The sequence below is a fragment of the Chitinophaga sp. 22308 genome, from assembly GCF_052045305.1.
Lineage (GTDB): Bacteria > Bacteroidota > Bacteroidia > Chitinophagales > Chitinophagaceae > Chitinophaga > Chitinophaga varians_A.
The window spans coordinates 430,237-455,270 of the sequence record NZ_JBQEOP010000004.1 but is presented as its reverse complement, the minus strand read 5'-3'; the positions used below and the strand labels follow the sequence as shown (position 1 = coordinate 455,270).

The 25,034-nt window shown below is 50.9% G+C and carries 16 protein-coding genes; 7 read left to right on the top strand and 9 right to left on the bottom strand.

Annotated features, from left to right (window positions below; genetic code table 11):
• Positions 1–11 precede the first annotated feature (11 nt).
• The 5 genes from ACTJJS_RS17920 to ACTJJS_RS17900 all read right to left on the bottom strand — a co-directional run bounded on the left by ACTJJS_RS17920 (position 12) and on the right by ACTJJS_RS17900 (position 7,384).
• Positions 12–776, bottom strand: coding sequence for a DUF4843 domain-containing protein (locus ACTJJS_RS17920; protein WP_440664702.1), 765 nt, complete (start codon positions 774–776; stop codon positions 12–14).
• Between the two features lie 14 nt (positions 777–790).
• The gene (locus ACTJJS_RS17915; RefSeq protein WP_440664701.1) at positions 791–2,224 is read right to left on the bottom strand and encodes a RagB/SusD family nutrient uptake outer membrane protein; all 1,434 of its coding nucleotides are present in this window, start codon (positions 2,222–2,224) and stop codon (positions 791–793) included.
• Positions 2,225–2,243: 19 nt separating this feature from the next.
• The gene (locus ACTJJS_RS17910) at positions 2,244–5,639 is read right to left on the bottom strand and encodes a SusC/RagA family TonB-linked outer membrane protein (protein ID WP_440664700.1); all 3,396 of its coding nucleotides are present in this window, start codon (positions 5,637–5,639) and stop codon (positions 2,244–2,246) included.
• Between the two features lie 59 nt (positions 5,640–5,698).
• Positions 5,699–6,691: a FecR family protein gene (locus ACTJJS_RS17905; protein ID WP_440664699.1), complete on the bottom strand. Its 993-nt coding sequence runs from the start codon at positions 6,689–6,691 to the stop codon at positions 5,699–5,701.
• 93 nt (positions 6,692–6,784) lie between these two features.
• Entirely contained in the window at positions 6,785–7,384 is a 600-nt protein-coding gene (locus tag ACTJJS_RS17900) for an RNA polymerase sigma-70 factor (protein ID WP_168870328.1), read from the bottom strand.
• A 480-nt stretch (positions 7,385–7,864) separates the two neighbouring features.
• On the opposite strand from ACTJJS_RS17900, the gene ACTJJS_RS17895 reads away from it, so the two are divergent.
• The 6 genes from ACTJJS_RS17895 to ACTJJS_RS17870 all read left to right on the top strand — a co-directional run bounded on the left by ACTJJS_RS17895 (position 7,865) and on the right by ACTJJS_RS17870 (position 15,720).
• Positions 7,865–9,028: a Gfo/Idh/MocA family protein gene (locus ACTJJS_RS17895; protein ID WP_168870329.1), complete on the top strand. Its 1,164-nt coding sequence runs from the start codon at positions 7,865–7,867 to the stop codon at positions 9,026–9,028.
• Positions 9,029–9,055: 27 nt separating this feature from the next.
• Positions 9,056–10,111: a sugar phosphate isomerase/epimerase family protein gene (locus ACTJJS_RS17890; protein ID WP_168870330.1), complete on the top strand. Its 1,056-nt coding sequence runs from the start codon at positions 9,056–9,058 to the stop codon at positions 10,109–10,111.
• A 181-nt stretch (positions 10,112–10,292) separates the two neighbouring features.
• Entirely contained in the window at positions 10,293–10,706 is a 414-nt protein-coding gene (locus ACTJJS_RS17885; RefSeq protein WP_168870331.1) for a c-type cytochrome, read from the top strand.
• Between the two features lie 31 nt (positions 10,707–10,737).
• Positions 10,738–11,460 (top strand): 3-keto-disaccharide hydrolase, encoded by a 723-nt coding sequence (locus ACTJJS_RS17880; protein ID WP_343744363.1) that lies wholly within the window; start codon positions 10,738–10,740, stop codon positions 11,458–11,460.
• A gap of 105 nt (positions 11,461–11,565) precedes the next feature.
• A complete protein-coding gene (locus ACTJJS_RS17875; RefSeq protein ID WP_343744364.1) occupies positions 11,566–12,303 on the top strand; it encodes a ThuA domain-containing protein in 738 nt (245 codons plus the stop codon).
• A 9-nt stretch (positions 12,304–12,312) separates the two neighbouring features.
• Positions 12,313–15,720, top strand: a complete 3,408-nt coding sequence (locus tag ACTJJS_RS17870) for a ThuA domain-containing protein (RefSeq protein ID WP_440664698.1) — start codon at positions 12,313–12,315, stop codon at positions 15,718–15,720.
• Positions 15,721–15,833: 113 nt separating this feature from the next.
• Here the strand turns inward: ACTJJS_RS17870 and ACTJJS_RS17865 are convergent, their stop codons facing one another.
• The 3 genes from ACTJJS_RS17865 to ACTJJS_RS17855 form a co-directional block, all read right to left on the bottom strand.
• Positions 15,834–18,122: a GH92 family glycosyl hydrolase gene (locus ACTJJS_RS17865; protein WP_440664697.1), complete on the bottom strand. Its 2,289-nt coding sequence runs from the start codon at positions 18,120–18,122 to the stop codon at positions 15,834–15,836.
• A gap of 96 nt (positions 18,123–18,218) precedes the next feature.
• Positions 18,219–20,510, bottom strand: coding sequence for a GH92 family glycosyl hydrolase (locus ACTJJS_RS17860; RefSeq protein WP_440664696.1), 2,292 nt, complete (start codon positions 20,508–20,510; stop codon positions 18,219–18,221).
• A gap of 308 nt (positions 20,511–20,818) precedes the next feature.
• Entirely contained in the window at positions 20,819–21,835 is a 1,017-nt protein-coding gene (locus ACTJJS_RS17855) for a LacI family DNA-binding transcriptional regulator (protein ID WP_168870337.1), read from the bottom strand.
• 276 nt (positions 21,836–22,111) lie between these two features.
• Between ACTJJS_RS17855 and ACTJJS_RS17850 the strand changes: the two genes are divergently transcribed.
• Entirely contained in the window at positions 22,112–23,185 is a 1,074-nt protein-coding gene (locus ACTJJS_RS17850) for a fatty acid desaturase family protein (RefSeq protein ID WP_440664695.1), read from the top strand.
• A 71-nt stretch (positions 23,186–23,256) separates the two neighbouring features.
• On the opposite strand, the gene ACTJJS_RS17845 is transcribed toward ACTJJS_RS17850, so the two are convergent.
• A complete protein-coding gene (locus ACTJJS_RS17845; protein WP_440664694.1) occupies positions 23,257–25,026 on the bottom strand; it encodes a RagB/SusD family nutrient uptake outer membrane protein in 1,770 nt (589 codons plus the stop codon).
• Positions 25,027–25,034 lie beyond the last annotated feature (8 nt).

Sequence of the window (25,034 nt, the reverse complement as noted above, 5' to 3'; positions counted from 1 at the left end):
ACGTTTCATTTTTATTGCATGTATTTACCGAGTTTCATAGGTGTGCCATCGTCTTCCAATACAGGAGTGCCGGCATCTTCCATCTCTTTGAGATAGGTCTTCAGGTAATTGGCGTAAAAACTGGTGGTGCCGGGGTCTGCATTGGTAATCTTCGTATACAGTTCCTGTATCGGTATTTCCAGCAACTTGCTCATCAGCGTTAGTTTTTTACCGCTAAAGGGGCCATAAAAATCGTCATACCACCGGTCAGGCTTATTCAGCCTGTTGTCTACCAGGATGACATGCCGTACCAGGGAGGTAAAGCGATTGTTATTCTTATCCTTCACCAGCACCTGTAACCGGGTCTGGAAATCATTATTAGGCTCCAGCTGCAGGGTAATGGAAAAAGTACGTGTAGTCATGTCCGGTGTTTTATGCATCACCACCGGGATATAGGCATTCACACTGTCGGCCGGTATGGCAATACTGGCAGGCAGCTCAAACTGAGTCCGGGCCTGGGCGGCATTGGCTGCGGTATCAATCACCCGGTAGCTCACGCTGCGTTCACGTCCTGCCGGCATGCCCAGGGCGCTTATCCGCAACTTCACCACGGTATCTGTGGTAGCAGGCGTGTAGGCAAACGTGACAACCGTTGTATCGTAGGTGACGTAATCTCTTACAACGGAAAAATAGATATCGTTATCTGTAGCATAGGACGGTATTTCCGCCTTCCGGCAGGCAGACATTGACAGCATCAATGTAGCCGCCGCGGTTATATATCGAAGATGAGTGTTCATAACAAATACGATAATTAGTTTCTGAATTGGGATTCGTCCAGTGGAACAGGCAGCACATATTTTTCTTTCGTCATGGCCACCGTGCCGCTACCGGTACCACCAGGCACACTGGCAGTAACTGTACGTTTGTAGTAGAAAAACATTTGTCCTTCTCCATAGAACTCACGTTTATACTCTTTCAGTAATTCAGTGGTGAGATTGGCATTGCCGCCCAAATCAACAATACCGCGGTTGCGGCGTACTGTGTTCAGATATCCGATACCTGCCGCCGGCGCCGGCGCGCACTCTGCTGCGATAAAATACATTTCGGAAAGCCGTATTACAGGTATCAGGTTACGGAAACGGGGGTCGCTTTTTTCCACATCAGCGTATTTAAAAAAACAGCGATAACTTTTCTGGTTGGAACCAGGCACCAGCCAGGTATTACCATAGCGGATATCATTGGTATTGCTTTCGAACTCAGTAGTCAGGCGGCCCTGGACCGCCGTGAGGATGGCTTTATCGTCCAGTGACGGATCAAAGTAACGCCTGTACCTGTCAGTACGACGGCTGTCCTGTATACTGAACAGCAACTCACTGGCGAAGACACGGTCAGGATTACGGGGATCACCGATAGCATCGTTCAGTCTTACAAACGGAAATATGGCTCCGCCACCGTTAATCACATCCGTGGCGTATTTCAGCGCGCTGATTTTATCATTCCGGTATAGGCTCACCCGTGCTTTTAATCCTTTTACAGCGTAGTAGTTCATGCGTATGTTACGGAAGCTCCAGGCTGTGCCCTCCGGATTCTCATCCTTTAGCACCGTATAGCCCTGCGATACCGGATCATCTGCAAGCAGTGATTCTGCTGCGTCCAGATCGGCCAGTACTTTTCCAATGAACGCATTGCCTTTGGCATAAGGTTCATAGCTGGTGGTAAAAGCAGTGTAGTAGGGCAAACTGAGGGCCATAGAGTCCTGCAGGTATACCGGACCGTACAGGCGAAACAGGTCGAAATGGACCAGTGCCCGCAACGCCAGTGCTTCTCCTTTTATCCATGCATAATGTTTACCGTTGAACACCTCTTTTTTCTGGTCGATGACCGACAGAATTTTGTTGATGTTTGCCACTACCTTGTACATAGACGACCAGTTAGCGCTAAACAGGGTTTGTATCTGGGGATCTGTGTATTGATAGGTGGCCAGCTTATAGAGGTTATGTCCACCGGCGATGTTATATCGTTGCCCGAGCACCTCTGTCATCTGCATGGTCATCTGACCGCCATAAGTCTCATCAGACGCCAGTTCCAGGTATATGCCATTGAGCGCCGTCAGGAAACCAGGTTCACTTTCGAGCAATACGTTTTCAATAACTTTGTCCCGGGGTTTCACATCCAGCCATTTTTTGCAGGAAGTACCGGTAACGATGACGAGTATGATAACGCTGAGGAATACACGCTTTTTCATTTTTCTTTCGTTTTAATGATTAAAATCCGGCACTTACCGAGAAAGAAACCGTATTGGCAAATGGATAATCTATACCGCGCTCCCTTTTGATGGTAGATAAGCGGAAGATATCGTTCATATAGGCATTTAGCCGCAGGTAGGACATCCGCCAGTTTTTCACCACCCGGTTGGGCAATTCATATCCCAAATTGATAGACTCTCCCGCCAGTGTGTTTTCCCGTTGCACAAAGCGGGAAGTCATTGGCGGAATGTTGGCTGCGATGGCATCATTGTTCTGTGTCAGCGAAATACTTCTGAATTTGGCAATGTCGCCTGGCTGTCTCCAGCGGTCGTACAAAGCGCGGCGGTCCTGGTTCAGCAAAATATCCCTGGAGTTGATATTTTCCACTTTGTTGTACAACGCCTCGTTGAATACATCGGCCCCCGTGCGGTAACGCAGGTAAACACCTACTGTAAACCCTTTATACGCGAGGTTGGTACCGATAATTCCTTCCAGTTCAGGGCGGGCATCGCCTACCACCACTTCATCTGCTGCGTCATAATTGAAAGTCAGTGAACCATCTTTTTTGATCAGCACTTCTCTTCCCGTCCCAGGATCAATACCGGCGGAACGTACGGCCCATATAGCAGTGGGACTGCCACCGTCATAGTAGCGCTCCAGGTTTTTAGTGCGGTTCTCCTTATTCAGCACGTCCAGCCGGTTGGCCATATTATCATAACGGGCATTTTCATGTTTGGCGGAGAAGTTGATGCTCCAGTTAATGCGCTCCTGCGGCTTGTACCAGGGCGATACGCTGAACATGAAGTTATAACCGTTACCCACCTGCTTACCCAGATTGGTCAGGTAAGTTTTAGTACCTACAGACGTGGGCAGGCTGATTTGCGCTACCAGTGGGTCGGTAATACGGTTATACACATCGGCGTTGAACCGCAGGCGGTTGTTAAAAAGGATAACGTCGGCGCCTATATTTTTGTCCATGGTTTTCTGCCACAAAAGGTCCGGGTTGCCAAATGCGTCGATCACGGCGCCTACCCCGAAATCATTCACGGTATAGGTGTTGTATCTGTAAGTAGTAAATGACTGGTAGGTGGAAAAGTTCTGATTGCCCGGCGTACCAACGGAGCCGCGTAATTTTAGGAAGGTGATCCAGCTGATTTCCCGCAGCGCGGCTTCCTTGTGCAGGTTCCAGGAAAGACCGACCGACCAGGAAGTGGTAAAGAAGTTGTTGGAACCGAATACGGAAGAGCCGTCGAGGCGGTAATTCACGTCCACCATGTATTTCTCGTCCAGCATATAGCCGGCGTTGAGATAAGCGCTGGTGCTGCGGGTAGTGGATTCTGAAGAAGAAGATTTACCGTTGGGCGGATAACCGGCCGCGAAGGCAGGTGAAGAAACGCCTGGCGGCAGGCCAATCACCGTATAGCCTTCACCGGTATTACGGAACTGCTGGAATTTCCAGCCGCCCACAGCATTGATCTGATGGCGGTTATTGATCAGTTTACCGTAGATAGCGGTCAGTTCACCATCGTAATTGAAGACAGCTGTCTGGTTGCCGGTATAGCTGCCCCTTTCGGTAGGCACCCTTTTAGCAAAGGTAGTATGACGGGCATCGGTAAATATTTCCTGTTTACCATCCTCCCTGGTGATCCCCAGGCGGCCTCTCACCCTGAGGTCCTGGTCCATTTCCCATTCCGCCATAAAATTGTTCACCACACTGAAATTGCGTGTTACGTCAAAATTGCCCAGGGAAGCGTTCCACAGCGGATTGGTGGTTGTGTCCACACCACCGGCGGCTTTGGTCCTTCTCTCCAGGTAAGGTTGCAGGGTACCGTCCTGATCACGTTTGCGATAGTACGGACTGGCCTGTGCAAACGCCTGGAAAGATCCATAAGGCGATTCTTTCGCGGTGAAAAAGTTAATGCTGAGGTTATTGTTAAAGCTGAATTTATGCTTGCGGTATACCAGCTTCACATTAGCGCCCCCGATATCGCGGCCGGAGCCTTTCATGGCACCGGCGATTTTTTTGTAGTTGGCACCGGCGCTGTACCGCATCTGGTTGTCGCCACCTTCCACGTACAGGGAATGCCCGGTAGTAAAGCCGGTGCGCAGCGGTTCACTGAGCCAGTAGGTGTTCACGCCACGCTGAATTTCTGCCAGCCGGTCGCTGTAGGCCTGTTCCAGCTCTTTCTGCAATATTTGGTCATTATCCCAGCCCTGCAGCACTTTAAACCTCCCGGACACCCGTTCAAACTCGAGCTTTTCAGCAGCGTTCATCAGGTTATAATCATGCAGGTCGGGAATGGTGACGCTGTTGTCAGTGGTATAGTATACCCGCAGCTCACCAGGTTTTGGTTTTTTGGTTTCGATAACGATGACGCCGTTGGCCGCTTTGGAACCATAGATAGCGGTAGATGCCGCATCTTTCAGGATGGTCACGCTTTCCACGCGGTTGATGTCCAGGTCTACAATGGTACGCAGACTCGTTTCGAAGCCATCGAGGATAAACAGTGGTTGGTTAGGATCGGTACCAAACTGCTCTTTTAGTCCGAGTACGCTGGTTTTGCCACGTATCTCCAGGTTGGGCATCACGTTGGGGTTGGAGCCCATCAGGTTATTTTCGAATACGGTAAAAGAAGGATCGAGGGAGCGGAGGCTCTGCACAATGTTCTGGTTACCGATTTGTTTCAGTTCTTTGGCCGTATAGGTAGACGCAGAGCCGGTGAAACTTTCTTTTGTTCGTTCATAGATGCCCGTTACCACTACCTCTTTGATCTTTGACGCATCTTCGTCAAGAATGATATTGGAAGCGCCGTTCACCGGCATCTCCACGGTTTTGTAACCTACGAAGCTGACTACCAGTATGTCTCTGGGACTGACAGTGATGTCAAATTTCCCGGCAGCATCGGTATGCGTACCGTGTGCTTTGCCTTTCACCCGGATGGTGACGCCGGGTATCTGTTGCAGGTGTCCTTTGCTGTCGCGCAGCGACACGGAGCCGCGGATGCGGATGCTCTGGTCTTGCTGACCGGCATGGCTTATGATCACGGCGGCGGCTACACGGGCAGGCGCGCTTTTCACGATCACCTGGTTACCAACGACCGTATATTGTACGTCGTCATTAAAAATATCGTGCAGTACCTGCTTTAAGGCCGCGTCGCTGGCCCGGATGGTGACAGCCTGGGCCCTGTTGATCTGGCTGCCATCGTACACAAAGTTCAGATTGGTTTGTTTTTCGATTTCTGACAGTACAACAGCTATAGGTTGGTTATTGGCTTTCACGGTCACTTTCCGGTTCAGCGGGGAAGTATCCTGTGCTCTTGCCGGCGAGGCCGACAGGAGAATGGCAGCCATTGCCAGGGGGCAGTACATACGGGTGCCGCAACGGGTGATGTACCGTAGATAATTTTTACTCATGGCTAAGGCGTTTTAGCTTGTGGCTAAAGCATTTTGGTTGGTAATGATGGTTCTATGCGCTATTTCTTTACGGGCAAGTGCACATATATCGTGTCGTTCAGTTGTTCAAAATGATAATCATATAAAGCAGTCAGTGTTTGTAATATCTCCGGTAAAGTTTTGTTGCTGAAATTGGCATTGAGCTTACGCTCTTTGCTGATGCCCGGGTCGAGTACGATGGTAACGCCGTAGGCATTGGACAGGGATTCGCAGACAGCCTGCAGGGAGGTGTCTGTAAACTGCAGCTCCCGGGTACGCCATGCCAGCTGGTTGTTACCGGCAGAGGAGTCCACTTTTATTTCCCCGGTGCGGGTATTGCAGGAGGCGCCCTGACCGGCCTGCAAACGGAGGGAATGTTGCTGATGTGCCACGGCCACGCTGCCGGTGAGCACATATACCTGTATGGTGGTATTGGCGGCCTTTACATTGAAGGAGGTACCCAGCACATGGATCTGTGCCGGGCCGCTCACTACAGTAAAGGGATGCACAGGATTAGTGACGATATCAAAAAAGGCTTCTCCTGCTGTCAGCTCCACTTGTCTTTCCCGGCCTTTGAATGCAGCGGGGTATCTGATGGAGGCCTGTTTGTTCAGGTAGATTTTAGAGCCGTCTGCCAGCAACACGGAATCGGGACGGTTGGTGGTGGTTTTGGCGATCCACTGTATGCGGGTGCGTGAATACTGCCACCATCCGGCAGCCACGGCGATCAGCAGTACTGCGGCAGCGGCAGGCCACCAGCGCCGGCGGCGGACCGTGTTAAGTGTCACTACCGGGGCAGCGGCCTTCGCCTGGTCCAGCAGCTGCAGGAACCTGGCGGTGGCGGCAGGTGCATCTGCCTCTTCAAAAAAAGCGGCATGTGGCGCCTGTTCCCACAACAGGCGGACCTGTGCGTACAGTTCCCGGTGAGTGGCACCGGCCGACAGCCACGATTCCAGTTGTGCCTGTAATGCTTCGTCTTCCGGCGATTGCAGGCACAAAAGGATAAAAGAATAATGATCGGTTGGTTTGGTCATCTTACGAAAAAAAGAATGCGCTTTTAAGCTGAGACAAATCAGCAAAAGCCTACCCCTAAAAAGAATTTAAAAATTTCGGAATTTTGAGATTTTTCAGACCGGCAGCAGCCACAGTAGCAGCTTTAAGCGGTCCGCGGCCAGTATGGGCCTGTCTGGCGGGTCCAGTAAGGCGGCTTTGAGCTGCCGGAGCGCGATGGTCATCTGGTTTTCCACTGTTTTGACAGACAATTGCAGTTCATGGGCGATTTCCGCGTTCTTCAGCCCCTGGTAGCGGCTTAGTTTGAAGATACGCCGGCATTGTTCCGGCAAACGTTCCACGGCAGCGTGTATCCGTTCCCGCAGTTCCTGTTCTTCCAGGAAAGTGCAGAGATAACTTTCTTCCTGTAAATGCCTGATGGTATTGTGGTGTGTTTCCAGCAGCCGGTTACGCTGCAGGTGATTGATACACTGATTGATAACAGCGCGGAAAAGATAACTTTTCAGCGCAGCTGCATGTTCCAGGGCAAAATCCTTCTCCCATAAACGGAGAAATACATCCTGGACCGCTTCCTCCGCCTGTTCCCGTTCTCCCAGGTATTTCCGGGCCGTTGCAAAGAGGAGAGGATAAAAATGTTCATATACCCGGGCAAATACCGCACGGTCTCTGGCTTGCAAGCCCTGCAACACCTCTTCGCTGTATAACCCGCTAATCATAAAAAAATAAACGTCAGAAAGGCATAAGTGGGAGCTAAGATAACCCATTACAGGGCGAAAAGGAAATTTTCAAAAAAATTGACGTTCTGACGGCCAAAAGATAAAAATATGCAAATACTTTTTATAAATTTAGTGGCTTTTAAGCCGTTATTATTAAATTATAAATTTCCACGTTATGACGAACAAGATACAGCCTGAGCGCTGTTTGCCCGTGATTGCAATGTCAGGGCTCTCCTCCGGAGCACTGCCGTTTTCCACTCCGACCAGGGATAGCCGGGAATGCCACGATGACCGCTGCTTCAGCCGGTTGTTATGATTTTCTCCGCTATAGGCTGTTCCGGAAAACATGCACGCAGATTAAATGTTATGGACGGTAACCGAATATTGTCTATGGCTGCTATCTTGCCTTTTGATCCGGCACGGCCCAGGCACAACGCGATTTAAAAACTAAAACCACGAAACCTAAATAATATTTTGAAGATGAACCGTAAGTTAAGAATGGGAATGATCGGCGGTGGAAAGGATGCCTTTATCGGCGCTATTCACCGTATTGCCGCCAATATGGACGGCCTTATAGAGCTGGTAGCCGGTGCGCTCAGCATCAACAATGAAGTGGCCGTAGAATCCGGCAAAATGCTGTTCCTCGATCCGGAACGCACCTACCTGGATTTCAAGACCATGCTTCAGAAAGAAGCCGCTATGCCGGCCGACAAGCGTCTCGATTTTGTGACCATCGTCACCCCAAACTTCGCTCACTTTGAACCCGCCATGATGGCGCTGGACCTGGGCTTCAACGTGGTGATCGAAAAACCGATCACTTTCTCCCTGGAAGAAGCCAAACAACTGCAGGCCAAGGTAGAAGCCACCGGTCTCACCCTGCTGCTCACTCACACCTACACCGGCTATCCGATGGTAAAACAGGCACGCCAGATGGTGAAAGACGGCGCACTGGGCAAAATCCGCAAGGTATGGGTAGAATACCCGCAGGGATGGCTCAGCAAAATGAGCGAGCGGGAAGGCAATGCACAGGCAGCCTGGAGAACAGATCCCAAAAAATCCGGTAAGGCTGGCGCCATGGGCGATATCGGCACTCACGCCGCTAACCTGGCTGAATATATCAGCGGCGCTAAAATTGAAAAACTGTGCGCCGACCTGAACATTATGGTACCAGGCCGCGCCCTCGATGATGACGGGGCCGTGCTGCTGCGCTTCGATAATGGCGCTGCGGGCGTGCTGATGGCCTCCCAGGTAGCTGCCGGTGAGGAAAACGCCCTGAAAATCCGCATATACGGAGAAAAAGGCGGCCTCGAATGGGCTCAACACGAACCCAACACCCTGCTGGTGAAATGGCTCGATAAGCCGACAGAAATTTATCGTGCCGGCGGTGGTTACACCTTCCAATCCAGCTACATGACCCACAATACCCGCACGCCGGGCGGTCATCCGGAAGGATACCTCGAAGCATTCGGTAACCTGTACCGCAACTTCGCACAGACCCTCTCTGCCAAAATCGACGGCGTACAGCCGTCACCGGAGTCGCTCGACTTCCCCAGCGTGGCAGACGGCGTGCGTGGCATGGCGTTCATCGATAATGTGGTACGCTCTTCACAAAGCGATGCCAAATGGACAAATTTTGACATTTAATATACCACCGCTAACAAGTACGACTATATGAAAACGATCAAAGGTCCTGGTATATTCCTGGCGCAGTTCATGGGAGACGCAGCGCCGTTCAACAGTCTGAAATCCATCTGCGAATGGGCTGCCTCCATCGGCTTCAAAGGCGTACAGATCCCCAGCTGGGACCCACGCCTGATAGACCTGCAAAAGGCCGCCGAAAGCAAAACCTACGCAGACGAAATAAAAGGTATTGTCAACGCCGCAGGCCTGGAAATCACAGAGCTGAGCACCCACCTGCAGGGCCAGCTGGTAGCCGTTAACCCCGCTTTCACGGAGATGTTCGACGGTTTCGCGCCGGCACAGTACCACAACAATATACAGGCCCGCACCGAGTGGGCCGTAAACCAGCTGAAATACGCTGCCAAAGCCAGCCGCAACCTCGGCCTCAATGCGCACGCCACTTTCAGCGGCGCACTGCTGTGGGCGCCCGCCATGTACCCCTGGCCACAACGGCCGGCAGGACTGGTGGAAGCCGGTTTCGCTGAACTGGCCAAACGCTGGCTGCCGATCCTCAACGAATTCGACGCCAACGGCGTGGACGTATGCTACGAAATACATCCCGGCGAAGACCTCCACGACGGCGCCAGCTACGAACGTTTCCTCGAAGCTACCGGCAACCATGCCCGGGCATGCCTCCTGTACGATCCCAGCCACTTCGTGCTGCAATGCCTCAACTATCTGGAATATATCGATATTTACCACGAGAGAATAAAAGCCTTCCACGTGAAAGACGCGGAATTTAATCCTACCGGCCGCTCCGGCGTATACGGCGGCTACCAGGCCTGGATAGACCGTCCCGGCAGGTTCCGCTCCCTCGGCGACGGACAGGTGGACTTTAAATCCGTGTTCAGTAAGCTCACCCAATACGATTTTGCCGGTTGGGCCGTTATGGAATGGGAATGCTGCATGAAACACCCGGAAGACGGTGCCCGCGAAGGCGCGCCGTTTATCAAGGACCACATCATCCGCGTGACCGAAAAAGCGTTCGACGACTTCGCCGGTGCCGCTACCGATGACGCGTTCAACAAAAGGGTATTAGGCATTTAGTAATTTTCGAATTTAGTTATTTAGATATTTTGACTTGGTGAGACAGGTCAAGATCAATAGGGAAAGCTATCGGATGAATAAACAAAACATATTCATCCACCGAAAAAATAACACACAGACGGAAAAAACAAACAACAAACACCGATCAAATAAACAAATAACAAAATAAAAAAATCACACAATGAAAAAGAGGTATCTGGCACCGTTTGTATTCAGCGCGCTGTTTTTTGCAGCTTGCGGCGGAGGTGATAAAAAAGCGGAACAAGAAACTACTAAAACCACCCAGGAAAACAATGCCGTGGACAACTCCATGGTGTCTCCGGGTGCAGACAAACCAGCCAGCAAAGGAGAGCAACTGATGGCACAAAGCGATTGCAAAACCTGCCACAAAGAAGAAATCAAAGTGATCGGGCCCGCACTGAAAGACATCGCCGGCAAATATCCCAACACTCCTGAAAATGTGGATAAACTGGCTGACAAAATCATCAAAGGCGGTTCCGGCAACTGGGGTGAAGTAGCCATGCTCCCACATCCTAACGTTTCAAAAGAAGATGCGAAAGAAATGGTACAGTACATCCTGTCCATCGGAAAATAATGGCTTTTCCATCATCATTCAATCATAGTAAATGAAAAAAATCATCATCGGAGCCTTTATGCTGGGTGCTATCACCGGCGCCACAGCGGTAAAGGCACAGAAAGTAAATAGCCTCTCTGCCAAAGAGAAAAAGGAAGGATGGCAACTGCTGTTTGATGGTAAAACCACCAACGGATGGCATACCTACCTGCAAGATGCAGCCAGCCCCGCCTGGAAAGTGGTGGACGGCGCACTCGAATTTGATGTGGACGCCAAGAAAAACGGCGCCCCCGGTGGTGACCTCGTTACCAACGGCGAATACGAAAACTACGAGCTGAGCATCGACTGGAAAATTTCAGAAGGCGGCAACAGCGGCGTCATCTTCAGCGTACATGAAGATCCTGAATTCAAAGCTACTTATCTCACCGGCCCTGAAATGCAGGTGCTCGACGATGATAAACACCCGGATGGCAAAATCAACAAACACAACGCCGGCGACCTCTACGACCTCGTGAAATCCTCACAGAAAGCGGTTAAACCCGTAGGTCAGTGGAACACCGCCAAAATTGTGAAAAAAGATGGTCATCTGAGCCTCTGGCTCAACGGCGTAAAAACCGTGGAAACAACCATGGGCACTCCTGAATGGGACGCGCTGGTGGCCAACAGTAAATTTAAAGACTGGAAAGGCTTTGGCAAATACGCCAAAGGTCACATCGCTCTCCAGGACCACGGCAACAAAGTATGGTACCGTAATATCAAACTCAAGGCGCTGTAATCTTTTTCAGATATTTTTTTTGACAAAGGCGCAAGGCAGCAAAGAAGAAGTTCCTTTTTCCCTGCCCTGCGTCTTTTGCTTTTGGATGCTACAATTACCACGAACATGAGAACATTCACCGCTTTTATTGCGCTATTGCTGGCTGCCTCCCTTTGTGCGCAGGCCGGTAAAAAACACAAGGCCAGGAAAGTACTGGTCTTTTCAAAAACAAAAGGCTTCCGCCACGACTGTATCCCCGTTGCCAAAGCCGCTATCATGCAACTGGGCAAAGACAACGGTTTCGATGTGGACACCACCGAAGACGCCTCAGCCTTCACTGCCGCTAACCTGAAAAAATATGCCGCCGTGATCTTCAGTTGCACCACCGGCGACGTACTGGACAGTGCCCAGCAGGTGGCCTTCCAGCAGTATATCCACAAAGGCGGCGGCTGGATGGGCATCCACGCAGCCACGGATACGGAATACGACTGGCCATGGTATAACAAACTGGCCGGCGCCTGGTTTCTCAGTCACCCGAAACAACAACAGGCCACCCTCCGCGTAACAGACCACAACCATCCCGCCACCCGCCATCTGCCGGATGAATGGGTCCGCAAAGACGAATGGTATAACTTCAAAGACCTTAACCCGGACGTGCACGTGCTGGTCAAAATAGATGAATCCACCTATGAAGGCGGCAAAAACGGGGATAATCACCCCATGTGCTGGTACCACGACTTTGAAGGCGGCCGTGCTTTCTATACCGAAATGGGCCATACCAAAGAATCATATCAGGACCCTGTATACCTGCAACACCTGCTGGGTGGCATTCAGTATACCATGGGCATTAAAAATGCTAACTAAATAATCCCGATGAAGCAAACCATTAAGCTCTTGCTGCTGCTGGCGTTGGTGGCCACAGCAGGCTGTAACAAATCGCGTCCCGGACAACCGCGGGTGCTGGTATTCACCAAAACCACCGCTTTCCGCCACGCTTCCATACCAGCGGGCATAGCAGCCCTTCAGAAGCTCGGCAAGGAAAACGGTTTCGAGGTAGACACTACCGAAAATGCCAACCGCTTCAATGAAGACTCCCTGCAACAATATGCGGCGGTGATCTTCCTGAACACCACCGGCGATGTGCTCAATACCGCACAGGAAGCGGACTTCGAAAGATACATACAGGCCGGCGGCGGATATGTAGGCATTCACGCCGCTACCGACACCGAATATGAATGGGGCTGGTACAACCACCTGGCCGGCGCCTATTTTCTCAGCCATCCTCCCGGCACCCACAAGGCGACCGTGGAAGTGGTCAACAAATCATTTCCCGCTACGGCCGGACTGCCCGATAAATTCCAACATACAGACGAATGGTACAACTTTAAAAAGAGGGACACCACCACCACTGTACTGTTGAAAGTAGATGAAAAAACCTACGAAGGCGGCACCATGAACAACGACCATCCCGTGAGCTGGTATCATGAATACGACGGCGGCCGCGCTTTCTATACCGCCCTCGGTCATACTGATGAGTGCTATACCGACAGCCTGTTCCTGAAACATGTGCTCGGCGGCATCCAGTACGCTGTTGGCAAAAACCTGGTGCTCGACTACAGCAAAGCCACCACCCTGCGCACACCGGATGAAAACCGCTTCACCAAAAACGTGCTCACCTCCGGCCAGTTCTTTGAACCTACGGAGATGACCATCCTGCCTAACCTCGACATTCTCGTGGCACAACGCCGCGGCGAACTGATGCTGTACAAACAGGCAGATAAAACACTCACCCAGGCAGGCTTCCTGAAAGTGTACTACAAAACGGAAGTGCCCCACGTCAACGCAGAAGAAGGCTTCCTCGGCCTCGCCGCTGACCCGGACTTTAAAGACAACCACTTTATCTATGTGATGTACTCTCCCGTAGATACTTCCGTCAACCGCCTGTCCCGCTTTAAGTTTGAAAACAACCAGCTGGACATGGCTTCCGAAAAAGTGGTCCTGCAGTTCTATTCCCAGCGCGACATCTGCTGCCATACCGGTGGCTCCATCGCCTTCGGACCGGATAAACTGCTGTACCTGTCTACCGGCGATAATACCACGCCATTCGATGAACCAGGCCAGAAATACGCCAGTAACGGTTACGGCCCTACGGACGATCGTCCCGGGCACCTGCAATACGATGGCCGTCGCTCTTCCGCCAATACCAATGACCTGCGGGGTAAAATCCTGCGCATCAAAGTGGCAGCTGACGGCTCCTACAGCATACCGGAAGGGAACCTCTTCCCCAAAGGCACGCCTAACACCCGTCCGGAAATATATGCCATGGGCACCCGCAACCCTTACCGCATCTCCGTAGACAGAAAAACCAGTTACGTCTATTGGGGCGAAGTAGGTCCCGACGCCAATAACGACGATCCTAACCGCGGCCCCCGCGGATACGATGAAGTGAACCAGGCCAAAAAGCCCGGCAACTATGGCTATCCCATGTTCATCGCCGACAACAAACCGTACCACGCCTATAATTACGAAACAGGCGAAGCCGGTCCGGCGTTTGATCCTAAAAAACCGATCAACAACTCCCGTAACAATACCGGTCTGAAAGAGCTGCCACCGGCAGTTCCCGCCTTTATCTGGTACCCTTACGGCAAGTCAGATGAATTCCCCATCGTGGGCAGCGGCGGCCGCAATGCCGAAGCCGGCCCAGTATACTACAGCGAATTCTATCCGAAAGAAACCCGTTTCCCGGATTACTACAATGGTAAACTGTTTATCTACGACTGGATCCGTGGCTGGATCATGGCCGTTACCATGGATAAAAACGGTGATTTCTCCAAAATGGAGAAATTTATGCCCGGTACCAAACTGAATGCTCCCATCGATATGGAAATGGGCCCTGATGGCCGTTTGTACGTACTGGAATATGGCAATGGCTGGTTCAGCAAAAACCCGGACGCGGCGCTCTCCCGTATTGATTATAACGGCGGCAACCGCGCACCGCAGGCTGAAATTCATACCACACAGCTCACCGGCGCCCTGCCGTTTAAAGTGAAACTGTCTGCTGAAGGCTCTGTAGATCCTGACGGCGACAAGCTCACCTACCTCTGGTATTTCGGTAACGGCAGCAAAAAGGAAACCACCGAACCATCTGTGGAAATGACCTACACCACTGCCGGCGAATACAATGTGTATGTAGAAGTACAGGACGGCAAAGGTGGTAAAACAAAAAGTAAGGAGATCGCGCTGTATGCCGGCAATGAAACACCACAGGTCACCATTGCGCTGCAAGGCAACCAGATGTTCTATTTCCCCGGTAAACAGGTACACTATACCGTTAGCGTTAGTGACAAGGAAGACGGCACCAGCGCCAGCGGAAAACTCGACGCCGGCAATATCTTCGTGAAAGCGGACTATGTGCAGGGCAGCGATAAAGCCGCTATGCCACAGGGCCACCAGATCATTACCGGCGCCATCGCAGGTAAAAACATCATGGAGGTGTCTGACTGTAAGACCTGTCACAAGCCGGATGAAAAATCTATCGGGCCATCTTTCAAACAGATCACCGAGAAATACAAAAACGATCCTGCCGCACCGGACGCGCTTGCGAAAAAGATCATCAACGGCGGCGGCGGCGTATGGGGCGAAACGGCCATGTCTGCCCACCCGGGCCTTTCCAATGGAGAAGCACACCAGCTGGTGGAATACATCTTCTCCCTGGGCGGCAACGCGCCTAAAGTGGCGTCACTGCCTACCACCGGCAGCCTGGACCCTACACTGGGCAACGAGCTGAAAGACAACGGCGCACTGTTGATCCTGGCCAGCTACACCGATAAGGGAGCACCGGGCATTAAACCAATTACCGGTACCGCCGCTGCGCAACTGCTGAACCCCAAACTGCCTGCAGCAGGCTTCAGCAAAGCAGACGGCGTTTCTACTTTTGAAGTCAATGGTATGAAACTGTTGATCCCTGCCACGGCCAACGGCTGGGTGGTATACAACGATCTCGACCTGACAGGCGTCAACGGTATCGATGTTACCTATATGGTACAGGACCAGCAACAACAGGGCTTTGTAGTGGAAGCATTCCTCGATAACGCCAATGGTACCCGTTTGGGTGAAACCACGATAGGACCAGGCGCTCAACCGAAAGTGCCAAATAAGGCCAGCATCAGTTTTGCACCGGTTACCGATGGCAAAAAACATCATCTCTATCTCAAAATCAGACCTACCGATCCGGGTAAACAGGTGCCCCTGGGCATCGCTTCGTTTACACTTCGGGGTTAGTATTAAAAAGAAAGGAGACCTTACCGGTCTCCCTTCTTTTTTTAATGTACCTCCTCAAAAATAAAAGGCCCTGCAGTCAACGCAGGGCCTTTGCATGTATGCATTCGAACGGGTCACTTTTTCGGTTTGTTGCTCATAAAGAACGTGATATTTCCGCCGTCCATGATCTCACGGTGCGTAATATAAAGGCGGTCTAAAGGTTCTCCATTCAGTAAAACTTTCTGCACATATACATTCTTATCTCCCTGATTTCTCACATCGATCACAAACGTTTTACCGTTTTCCAGTTGCAGGGTGGCCTTGTCTACCGCAGGACTGCCTAACGCGTACTGGTCGGAGCCGGGGCACACGGGGTAAAATCCAAGGGAGCTGAAAATATACCAGGCGCTCATTTGTCCGCAGTCGTCGTTGCCGCCGAGGCCATCAGGGCCGGGGTGGTACATTTTCTTCAGGATCATGCGTATGCGCTCCTGTGTCTTCCACGGATAGCCGGTCCAGTTATAGAGGTAGGCCACGTGGTGAGAAGGTTCGTTGCCGTGTACATAGTTGCCGATGATGCCATCGCGGGTGATGTCTTCTGTTTCGGCAAAATATTTATCCGGCAGCTCCATCGTGAACAACGAATCGAGGTGTTGTGTGAATTGTTTTTTGCCACCCATCATGGCAATCATATCGTCCGGGTTGTGCGGCACATAGAGGCTGTAATTCCAGGCATTGCCTTCAATGAAGCCCTGGTCATGGGTTTGCAGCGGGTCAAAGGCGGCTTTGAAAGTGCCGTCGTTCAGGCGGGGACGCATAAAGCCGGAGGCTTTATCGTAAACATTTTTATAGTTGGCCGCCCGTTTGATAAATTCATTGTAGATGTCTGTTTTACCCAGTTTCTGGGCGATCTGCGCAATACACCAGTCATCATAGGCATATTCCAGTGTTTTGGAAACAGATGAGCCGTTTTTGTCTTCCGGCACATACCCCATGTCCATATAGTATCCCAGCCCGTCGTAAGTGCGGTGGCGGGCAGTGGTCACACAGGCTTCCAACGCTTTGTTCACGTCAAAAGGGGCGTTGCCTTTCATGATGGCGTCTGCAATCACGGACACGCTGTGGTAGCCGATCATACACCAGTTTTCATTGGCATAGTGCGACCATACCGGCAGCATTTTCTGCACGCTCTGCTCGTAATGGTGCAACATAGACTGTACCATGTCGGCGTTGCGTTTAGGCTGTACCACGTTAAAAAGCGGGTGCAGCGCGCGGTAGGTGTCCCACAGCGAGAAAGTGGTATAATTCGTATACCCGTTAGCGGTATAATTGTTCTGGTCCAGTCCGCGGTATTGTCCGTCTACGTCCATATAGGTAGTTGGATTAATAAACGCGTGGTACATGGCGGTGTAGAAATTTTCTTTCTCTTCGCGGCTGCCGGAAGCGATTTGTATTTTGTTCAGTTCTTTTGTCCACAGCGCCTGTCCTTCTCTTTTTACCTGTTCAAAATCCCAGCCGGGTATTTCTGTTTCCAGGTTTTTGAGCGCACCTGCGGTGCTTACCGGGGAGATAGCAAATTTGATTTTTATTTTTTCGCCTTCGGTAGTATTGAAATCGAAGTAAGCCCTTATCTGCCGACCGGCCATTTCAGGGAAATTTTTTGACTGGTCAAACTTGCGGTAGAAGCCTTTATATACGTCGTTGGCGTAGTTACGATGACCGTATTCTTTAAAAGGCTTTGAAAACGTCATGGCGAAATAGACGGTCCGGGTACGCGCCCACCCGCTGGTTTGCCGGTAGCCTGTAATCAGCGTATCGTTTTCCACACGTACAAAAGTCCACACGTTTTTGTTGGGATAGTTGTAGATGCCGGACATCAGGTCGAGGATGATGTGCGACTGATTTGAAGCGGGAAAAGTATACTGATGAAAGCCCACACGGTTGCTGGCAGTGAGCTCGGCGAGGATATTGTCATCTTCCAGTTTTACTTTATAATAAGCCGGTTCCGCCACCTCAGTGCTGTGCGAAAACCTGCTGCGATAGCCGCTTTCCGGATGGTCTGCCGTTCCGGGGTTCAGCTGCAGCGCGCCGGTAGTGGGCATGATCAGGAAATCGCCAAGGTCGGAATGGCCTGTGCCGCTGAAGTGCGTATGACTAAAACCCACGATGGTTTTATCCTCATATTGATAGCCTGCGCAGTATTTGTATACGTCCTTGTTGTATTTGCCGTTCATCTCATAGGAGAGCGTGTCCGTTTCGGGACTGAGCTGCACCGCGCCGAAAGGTACGGTGGCGCCGGGATAGGTGTGTCCCATACGTTGTGTGCCCGTGATCGGCTTTACGTAGGACAACACATTCTCCTGCGCCCGGAGCGATGTACAGATACAGCAGAGTATCGATAAGAAAACAAACCTGTTGGTCATCGGTATTAGTTTTTAAAACGTGTCTGGAAAAATGCTACATCCCGAAGAATCGGGATGAATTATTTACAGTGAACAATGAAATTCTTCTATATCGTTTTATTTATTGTCTGTTGAATAGGAATAAGGGAACGCAGCAGGCTGTGTACCTCTTGATTTCTCGGGAGTGGCGCCCATACGGAATGTCAGCTTACCGCCCTTTTGCAGGTCCTGGTGGCTGATCCAGTTTTTCGTATAGGGCTGACCGTTCAGTGAAGCCTGTTGTACATACAGGTTTTTGGCGCTGTTGTTTGGTGCTTCGATCACCATTTTCTTACCGTCTTCCAGTGTCATGGTGAGTTTGGCGAACAGGGGAGTGCCTAACACGTACTGTTGGGTGCCGGGGCATACCGGGTAGAAGCCCATGGCAGAGAATACATACCAGGCGGAAGTTTGCCCGTTGTCTTCATCGCCGCAATAGCCATCGGGCGTAGCTTTGTAAAGGCGCTCCATCACCTGGCGGATCCAGTACTGTGTTTTCCACGGCTGGCCGGCATAGTTATAGAGGTAGATCATATGCTGGATAGGCTGGTTGCCGTGGGCGTATTGTCCCATGTTCATGATCTGCATTTCACGGATTTCGTGGATCACGGTGCCATAGTAGCTTTCATCATATACCGGCGCCATTTTAAAAACAGAGTCCAACATATTGGCGAAGGATTCGCGGCCGCCCATCAGGCCCGCCAGGCCCTGCACATCGTGGAATACGGACCAGGTGTAGTGCCAGCTGTTACCTTCCGTAAAGGCATCGCCCCATTTGAAAGGATTGAATGGTGACTGGAAACGGCCGTCTTTATTTTTACCACGCATCAGTTTTGTTTCCGGGTCAAAGAGGTTCCGGTAATTCTGGGAGCGTTTGGCGAAACGGGCGATCTCTTCTTTAGGCCTGTTGAGCGCTTTTGCCAGCTGGTAGATGGTGAAGTCATCGTAGGCATATTCCAGTGTGCGGGCGGCGTTTTCGTTCACGTCCACATCGTAGGGCACGTAACCCAGTTCATTGTAGTATTTCACGCCTTTGCGGCCAACAGAAGTCAGCGGGCCTTCGTTCTCAGTATTTTTCAGGATCGCTTCATACAGGGTGTTGATGTCATAGCCGCGGATACCTTTCAGGTAGGCGTCAGCGATGAGGGAAGCGGAGTTGGAGCCGATCATACAATCGCGGTGACCGGGACTGGCCCATTCAGGCAGCCAGCCGCTTTCCTTATAGGCGTTGGCCAGGCCTTCCATGATATGGGAACTGAGCGAAGGGTACATCAGCGTAAAGAATGGGTGTACCGCGCGGAAGGTATCCCAGAAACCGTTGTCAGTAAACATATAACCGGGCAATACCTGACCGTTGAACGGGCTGTAATGCACCACTTCGTTTTTCGCGTTGATTTCATAAAATTTGCGGGGGAACAGCATGGTCCGGTACAGGGAAGAGTAGAAGGTGCTTACCTGATCGGAAGTGCCGCCTTCCACTGACAGCCGGCCCAGTTCTTTGTTCCAGGTGTCTTTTGCTTTCTGGCGGGTAACATCGAACGCGTCTTTGCCTACTTCACGCTGGAGGTTCAGTTCCGCCTGTTCAAAGCTGATGAAGGATGATGCCGTTCTGGCCACCACCTGTTCTCCTCTTTTTGTTTTGAAGCCCACTACCGCACCGGCATGGTCGGCTTGCAGCTCCAGCTGGTCTTTCAGCAGGGTGGAGTCGCGCCAGGCCGAGGCAACGGTAAATGGTTTATCAAAATAGATAACAAAATAGTTTTTGAAGTTGGACGGTACACCACCGCTGTTTTTGGTGGTATAACCGATGATCTTCTGTTCTTTGGGTAATATTTTAATATAGGAGCCCTTATCAAATGCGTCTACCACTACGAAGGCGCTGTCTGTGGTTGGGAAGGTAAAACGCAGCTGGGCAGCGCGTTCTGTGGGGGTGATTTCGGTGGTCACGTCCGCATCTGCCAGGTATACGCTGTAGTAGTAGGGTTTGGCCACTTCCGTTTTATGGGAGAACCAGCTGGCCCTTTTGTTCTGGTCAAATTTCAGGCTACCGGTAACGGGCATCACCGCAAACTGGCCATAGTCGTTGATCCAGGGAGAGGGCTGGTGTGTTTGTTTAAAGCCCCTGATTTTATCGGCAGTGTACTGATAGGCCCATCCGTTGCCCATGACGTTTGTCTGGGGCATCCAGAAGTTCATCCCCCATGGCAGGGCGATGGCAGGATAGGTGTTGCCGTTTGACAGGCTTACTTTAGAATCGGTGCCCATGAGGGTGTTGACCCATTCCACCGGTTCAGCCACTTTGTATACTGTCTGGCTTTGTGCGCCATGCAGGCATAATAAAGCAGCTGCCAGCATTCCAACTTTTTTCATGTTGTAGTGTTGTTTCTTGGTAATTCGGTACCAGCGGTAAAGGCGCAGGGAGGATGATCAGGCAGGGGCCAAAATTTCCCCACTTTCACCGGCCGGTATTTCATTACGTGCAATTATTAGAAAAATCGATTTAGCATCAATACAGAAAAAAAAGATTCATCGAATCCTCTTCCTGTTTCCGGAGTTTTTAAACTCCTTTATTTCTCCGGAAACAGTTTTTAAATGTATACATATTTTTGGATCTATCGCAGGTATTGACCATTTTTTTGCCGGAAAATGGATAAACGGTGCGGTAACGCCAGGTGCGCCTATGCGGAGCCTCGCACAATAAACCGGCCCGGCAGCTCTACTGCAGGGTTTTTAATAGGCACCGGTTTTTTGCCCAGCTGCTGCATCAGCATGGCGATCGCCGTTTTAGCGATGCCTTCTATCGGCTGCTCTATCACAGAGATGCCTGGCGGGTACAGGCGGAAGATATCATGGTCATCGAAACAGATCACAGACACGTCATCGGGCATACGGAGACCGAGACGGGCAATAGCTTCCAGACCGAGGATACCCAGGTAATTGGTAGCAAAAAATATGGCTTCTATATCAGGATTGTTGCCGATGAACTCCTGCATCTCCCGGAGGGCATCTTCCCGGAGCTTGTGGTATTTCAGGTGCAGCACATGTTTCTTACGCAGGGGAAGCTTGTGTTCTTTCAGCGCGGTCACATAGCCGCGCAGACGCTCTTCCAGCTGGATCAGCTTCACGTCCACCGTCACAAAGGCGATACGGGTAAAACCCTTTTCTATCAGGTGTTTCATCCCCTGCTGCACGCCACCGAAATTATCGATCAGCACATAAGGCGCCTTGATAGAAGGAAAGTAACTGTCCATCAGCACTACCGGCTTATGATGCTGTACCAGCTGCTGTATCTCCTTTTCCATACCGGGCGCAGGGGTAATCAGGTAGCCGTCCACCATCTGGCGGCCCAGCATCCGTATCAGTTCACCTCCTTTCTGGGCATTGTTTTCCGTGCTGCAATACACCACATTATAGCCCATCAGCTCCGCTTCCGTTTCGATTGTTTTGGCAAGACTGGCAAAGAAACTGCCGGAAATGGTTTCCACGATCAGGCCCAGCGTTTTGGATTGGCCGGTACGCAGGTTGACCGCCACCCGGTGGGGCTCGTAACCGGACTTCTCCACTACCTGTATGATTTTGGCCGCGACTTCATCGCGTATCCGCATCTGTTTCCCTTTACCGTTGAGTACAAACGATACCGTAGAAGGTGCCACACCGGCCATTTTAGCGACATCCTTAAGCGTAAGTCTCTTCATTCTTGCTTGTTAGTTTGATTGGTTTGGCCATTGCACCACCGCTGATAATTACAGGTTTAGTAGCCGGGTATGCGGGAATGCACGGGGCCGGAAATTACAAAAAACTGTTAAAACAATACAAACTCTCCGTAAAATGGCTATCTTACAGCAACGCGGCCGGACATGTGGATACTATCAGCCTGTAAAATGCGTTATTGGATAAAACAAAATAAGTACCGGCCAATCAAGCAATTACAACTGATATTGTAGCCAACTTGACATTTTTTAACACGCAATATGAAGCAACTCACCCATCTTACAGACCCGGTTTACGTTAAACCCACCCGGGAGACTGTCTTTGACAGGCTTTTCAAGTCAATGATCCGTGACGAGCGCGATCTTCCCTTTGTATACCTAACACTGAAGATTACCTTCACCCTCTGGCCGCTGGCCATCCTGATGTACTGGCCGGGTGTCAACAACTGGCTTTGGTGGACCGCCGCTATTGCCTACCAGTTTTTCAATAATATCACCTTCAAAGGGCCTTTTGGCCTGATGCTGCATTGCACCAGCCACCGCGCCTTCTTTGAAAAAAAATATGGTTTCCTGAATAATTACCTCCCCTGGGCGATAGGCCCACTGTTTGGACAAACACCGGAGTCCTACTATTCCCACCACATCGGGATGCACCACCCGGAAAATAATATGCCGGACGATGACAGCTGTACCATGATGTACCAGCGCGATTCTTTCCGGGGATTCCTCCACTACCTCTGGTCTTTCGTGACTTTTGGCGTGTACGATACAGCCAAGTACCATATCCGCAAAAAAAGAAATAAGCTGATGGTAAAGCTGGTCCGTGGCGAACTCTTTTTCATCGGCGCCTGCGTAGGCCTCTCTTTCATCAATTTCCCGGCGACCTTCGTGGTGTTCATTCTGCCGTTTATCATCTCCCGTATTATTATGATGGTGGGCAACTGGGCGCAGCACGCGTTCATCGATGCAGAAGACCCGGACAACTCCTACAAAAACAGCATCACCTGCATCAATACCAAATACAACCACAAATGCTGGAACGATGGCTATCATATCAGCCATCATATTAAACCCAGCATGCACTGGACAGAACATCCGGTATATTTCCGTAAAACGCTGGACGAATACATCTCTAACGATGCGATCGTATTTGATGGCATTCACTTCCTGCATGTATGGTTATGGCTGATGACCAAACGCTATGACCTGCTGGCCAAACACTTCGTCAATATCGGCGACCGTTTCCAGTCAGACGCGGAAATCATTTCTTTCCTGAAACAACGTACGCTTCGCATTAATACCGTACAGCATGCTGCCGCCGCGGCCGCTGCCTGACATAACTGAGATATCATTAAAAAGCGCTACCGGTAAACCGGTAGCGCTTTTTTTATGCATGTAAATGACCCCTAGTTGATCCAGCCCGGGTTCTGTACCAGATTGGAATTACGTTCAATCTCACTTTGAGGGATGGCCCAGTAGTAGATATAATCTCCTTTCCAGGAATAGTTGACCACATTGCCGCCCCAGATCTGCTGAATACCGGCGCCGGCGGCAAACGTCTTTTCTCTCCATGTTTTCCAGCGCAGCTCATCGAAATAGTTGATGCCCTCATTCACAAATTCCACCCTGCGCTCGTTACGGATACGTTCACGCATCGCCGTTTGATCACCCACATAAGTCGGCTTGGTAACATCGGCACTCTGCAATGCAGGCATGCCTACTCTTGCCCGCACCCTGTTGACCAGGTCCAGCGACTGCTGGCTAAAGCCCTGTTCATTCAGCGCTTCCGCCCACATCAGCAACACATCCGCAAAACGGATCACCGGAAAATCGGTAGGGCCATAAGCACGGTTGATCGTTTCGGTAGCGCCTTCATACACGAACTTCCGGTGCAGGTAATAGAAATATGCTTTGGTATCAGTGGCCAGGTCCCACACAGGCGTGTTATTGGACCGGAAAGGCCACCTGGAAACATACAGCTGGTTGGCGCTGCCATTTACGCCCATGTACTCTGAATAGGGCGTGATAACGTTAGCGGTTAAACGAGGATCGCGATTGGCGTACGCTGCCTTGATCCTGGCTTCATTGCCAGCAGGCAGGTATTTGCTCATATCCAGTCCGCGGCTGCTGGCGGCAGCAATTTCAGCAGCGGTAAGCCCGTCCCTGAAGAAGTACACCTCTCTTTGTGACGCCGGTAGTGAAGTAAACCCGGGGATAACCGTATTCCAGTCAAACTTGCTGCCATCGGCCTTCTCATACATATCTACCACTACCGGTGAAACCAGGTAGGTATTCCAGCAGGAACCAAAAGAGCTTCTGTTTCCACAGAAAAACTGCGTAGTGGAACCGTAGTTGTTCACCGCAATATTCTGGATAGAGAAAATCATTTCGTCGCTTTGCTCATTCGCTTCTTTGAAGAGCGCTTTATAATCACCCGTAAAGAGCGTGTACCCCGCTTCCTGTACTTTGGCGAAATCGGCCGCAGCAGCAGCCCAGTTGCGGGTATACAGGTATGCTTTACCTCTCAGGGCATAGGCAGCGCCTTTGGTGATATGGCCATAACTCGCATTGCCTTTTCCATATTTAAGCGGCAAATTTGGCTCGTTGATACAGTCCGTCAGATCATTTACCACTACTTTCCAAACGCTGTCTTCTGTTTCACGGCCTTTTGTTGCATCGTCCGCAGTAAATGGCGTGAGATACACCGGTACGCCATGCCACAGCTGGTTCAGACGGGAATAAAAATAAGCGCGCAGGAATTTGGACTCTGCTATGTATTTAGCCTTTTTGTCCGCTGCTGAAGGGGATTTCAGCGGTATATTGAAAATAGCATTGTTAGCACGCTGAATACCGTCGTAGAACTGTTTCCAGTTGCTGCTGAACATCCCGTTGCTGGGCGTAATGGTACCTACCTGTAGGGCATCCGCATCACGCACCATGCCGCCAACGCCGTAACGGTCGAACTGGTATAATTCATTACCTGAAGCACTGCCCTGGTCAATATTCAATCGGAGGGCAGCATATACGCCGGCCATGCCCTGATCGGTGAGATTGTCTGTGGTCCACATCTGGGCGTCACTTTCCTGCGTATAGGACACGGTGTCCAGCAGGTTTTTCTTACAGGCGGCTAATGACAGCAGTGCGGTACCGTATATTAATATTCTGAACTTTTTCATACGTTAAT

What these genes read in the sequence shown, in the direction of transcription:
- ACTJJS_RS17855 (WP_168870337.1), bottom strand. Translation starts at nt 21,835, where the DNA reads ATGAAGAGACTTACGCTTAAGGATGTCGCTAAAATGGCCGGTGTGGCA.
- ACTJJS_RS17875 (WP_343744364.1), top strand. Translation starts at nt 11,566, where the DNA reads ATGAGAACATTCACCGCTTTTATTGCGCTATTGCTGGCTGCCTCCCTT.
- ACTJJS_RS17880 (WP_343744363.1), top strand. Translation starts at nt 10,738, where the DNA reads ATGAAAAAAATCATCATCGGAGCCTTTATGCTGGGTGCTATCACCGGC.
- ACTJJS_RS17870 (WP_440664698.1), top strand. Translation starts at nt 12,313, where the DNA reads ATGAAGCAAACCATTAAGCTCTTGCTGCTGCTGGCGTTGGTGGCCACA.
- ACTJJS_RS17860 (WP_440664696.1), bottom strand. Translation starts at nt 20,510, where the DNA reads ATGAAAAAAGTTGGAATGCTGGCAGCTGCTTTATTATGCCTGCATGGC.
- ACTJJS_RS17910 (WP_440664700.1), bottom strand. Translation starts at nt 5,639, where the DNA reads ATGAGTAAAAATTATCTACGGTACATCACCCGTTGCGGCACCCGTATG.
- ACTJJS_RS17865 (WP_440664697.1), bottom strand. Translation starts at nt 18,122, where the DNA reads ATGACCAACAGGTTTGTTTTCTTATCGATACTCTGCTGTATCTGTACA.
- ACTJJS_RS17895 (WP_168870329.1), top strand. Translation starts at nt 7,865, where the DNA reads ATGAACCGTAAGTTAAGAATGGGAATGATCGGCGGTGGAAAGGATGCC.
- ACTJJS_RS17890 (WP_168870330.1), top strand. Translation starts at nt 9,056, where the DNA reads ATGAAAACGATCAAAGGTCCTGGTATATTCCTGGCGCAGTTCATGGGA.
- ACTJJS_RS17905 (WP_440664699.1), bottom strand. Translation starts at nt 6,691, where the DNA reads ATGACCAAACCAACCGATCATTATTCTTTTATCCTTTTGTGCCTGCAA.
- ACTJJS_RS17915 (WP_440664701.1), bottom strand. Translation starts at nt 2,224, where the DNA reads ATGAAAAAGCGTGTATTCCTCAGCGTTATCATACTCGTCATCGTTACC.
- ACTJJS_RS17920 (WP_440664702.1), bottom strand. Translation starts at nt 776, where the DNA reads ATGAACACTCATCTTCGATATATAACCGCGGCGGCTACATTGATGCTG.
- ACTJJS_RS17845 (WP_440664694.1), bottom strand. Translation starts at nt 25,026, where the DNA reads ATGAAAAAGTTCAGAATATTAATATACGGTACCGCACTGCTGTCATTA.
- ACTJJS_RS17900 (WP_168870328.1), bottom strand. Translation starts at nt 7,384, where the DNA reads ATGATTAGCGGGTTATACAGCGAAGAGGTGTTGCAGGGCTTGCAAGCC.
- ACTJJS_RS17885 (WP_168870331.1), top strand. Translation starts at nt 10,293, where the DNA reads ATGAAAAAGAGGTATCTGGCACCGTTTGTATTCAGCGCGCTGTTTTTT.
- ACTJJS_RS17850 (WP_440664695.1), top strand. Translation starts at nt 22,112, where the DNA reads ATGAAGCAACTCACCCATCTTACAGACCCGGTTTACGTTAAACCCACC.